The organism is Sulfuricurvum sp. (genome assembly GCF_019163035.1).
In the GTDB taxonomy this organism is placed as follows: Bacteria; Campylobacterota; Campylobacteria; order Campylobacterales; family Sulfurimonadaceae; genus Sulfuricurvum.
This window is the reverse complement of sequence record NZ_JAFLKV010000139.1, coordinates 1-1,959: the sequence shown is the minus strand read 5'-3', so window position 1 is coordinate 1,959 and position 1,959 is coordinate 1. Positions and strand designations below refer to the sequence as shown.

Genomic DNA, 1,959 nt, shown 5'->3' with positions numbered 1-1,959 from the left:
TCTTTGATCAAAGCGTTCATTATGTCAAAGAGATTTCGACTTGCTTCTTCCATCGTTTTAAAATTTTCAACAATAACTGCTTGGTTTTCTACGGTTTTATCTTCGGTTTTAATGAATTCTATATTTTTCAATACAGCATTATGGACCGTAGCATGAGGATTTTCTACTTTGCTATAACTTGCAAGATTGAAGAATCTCTCTTTTCCGATACCCGTTTCATACCATTTACCCAATCTGCAATTATGATGATCGCTAAAGGTAGTAGATTCTTTTGCGTGTGTAATACTTTTATAGGCATTCGTTTTAAATAAAATATGGTCGATTTTTGCCAAGGTAATAAAGGTTGTATTTTCAATCGCCATTGTTTGCTGAGCAGTGCTAATAGCATCTTCGTTAAACGTATGTAAAGTACGTCTGAACATTTGTATTGCTTCACTTGACTCATTGGCAATGCTACTCATCCCCTCAGAATTATCATGTATTGAATTTGTCTCTTGGCTGAGTGTTTGAACAACGATACTGATTTCCCCTGTTGCTTTTTGGGTTCTCTCCGCCAGTTTACGAACTTCATCTGCAACGACTGCAAACCCGCGTCCGTGTTCACCGGCACGTGCCGCTTCGATCGCTGCATTAAGAGCAAGAAGATTCGTCTGATCGGCAATGTCTTTAATGAGATTAACCACCAGGTTAATTTCATTTGTTTTTTCATTTAACGAATTAATAGCCTCTACCGAAGTTTGAACAAGTTCAATAAGCTTATCAAGCTTTTCAATAATAGTTTCTAGTTCATTAACAGTCTCGGATGAGTTTTTTGATGTGACTTGACTGATTTTTGTAATATCATTTAATCGAAGAATAGTATTTTGCAGATCGCTTTGTATGACATCAAGACCTCCGCCACTTGACGCAATTTCTGCAATTTGACTATTAAGAACCGATTTTTGGATGTGATCATGACTTGTTTGCATCGCGTCTATAGCTTTATTAACAAATGCACTGGATGATTTAAATTCCCCTTGAAGCCCCTGACCGAGAATACGTCGATGAAACTGTTCTTGGCTTGAAGCTTCAACGCCTGCACTGATCTCTCGGATAAACACTTCCATTTGATCGAGTAGATTGTTGGTATTCCAACAAAGATGATTAAGTTCACCATGATCATTAATACGGGTGATACGATTTTCTAAATACCCTTTTTCAGCTAGATCGATGACAGATGCAACTTCATGAATCGTTTTTTGCGCCGCTCGTATGTTGATAAACACAAACCACGCAAGAGCAAAGTTAGCGATATTTAAAAGTCGTATCCAGCTCCAACCGTATAAAACTACCTCAATGATTAGGGCAACAACAAATAGCGCAATCGAAATGATATTGGCGTATTGAACTTTAGATAGAGAGGATAAATTTGTCATAAGTCAATCCTTTGTCTTTTAAAATTTGATTTAATGCTGATTCAGAAGCGTTTATACCACCGATTTTTTCTTTTTGTAGTAAAGACGCATAGAGAGGTTTAATAACATTTAGTGCTTTTTGTGAGGGTTTTCGTCGAACCGAATGGTAATTGGTAATTTTTCGATTCGTATCATACGATGGAGTAACATGGGCAAATACCCAATAATAATCACCATTTTTTGCTTTATTGTTTACATAAGCAAAAATCTCTTTTCCCTTTTTCAGTTCACTCCACAATAACTTGAAAACAACCGCCGGCATATCGTGATGACGGATGATGTTATGCGGTTGACCGAGAAGTTCCTCTTCATTATAACCCGACATCTGTATAAAAAGGGAATTACCATAGGTTATTTTTCCATTTAAATCCGTTTTTGAAACAATGAATTCATTATCTCCGAATGTTATTTCTTGATTTGCCATTTAATATTCCATCTTAAATTTTTTGTTTTTTACAACCATTACACTAAACCGCTGTTCAGCGATTTGGATTGCTTTCTTTTC

At 36.2% G+C, this 1,959-nt stretch carries 2 protein-coding genes; both read right to left on the bottom strand.

Annotated elements, in window-relative coordinates:
• Positions 1 to 1,415: methyl-accepting chemotaxis protein (locus tag JZU62_RS10105; RefSeq protein ID WP_295014424.1), on the bottom strand; the 1,415-nt coding region annotated here is incomplete at its 3' end.
• The gene (locus tag JZU62_RS10100) at positions 1,390 to 1,878 is read right to left on the bottom strand and encodes a PAS domain-containing protein (protein ID WP_295014422.1); all 489 of its coding nucleotides are present in this window, start codon (positions 1,876 to 1,878) and stop codon (positions 1,390 to 1,392) included. The genes JZU62_RS10100 and JZU62_RS10105, both read right to left, overlap by 26 nt.
• Positions 1,879 to 1,959: the final 81 nt, after the last annotated feature.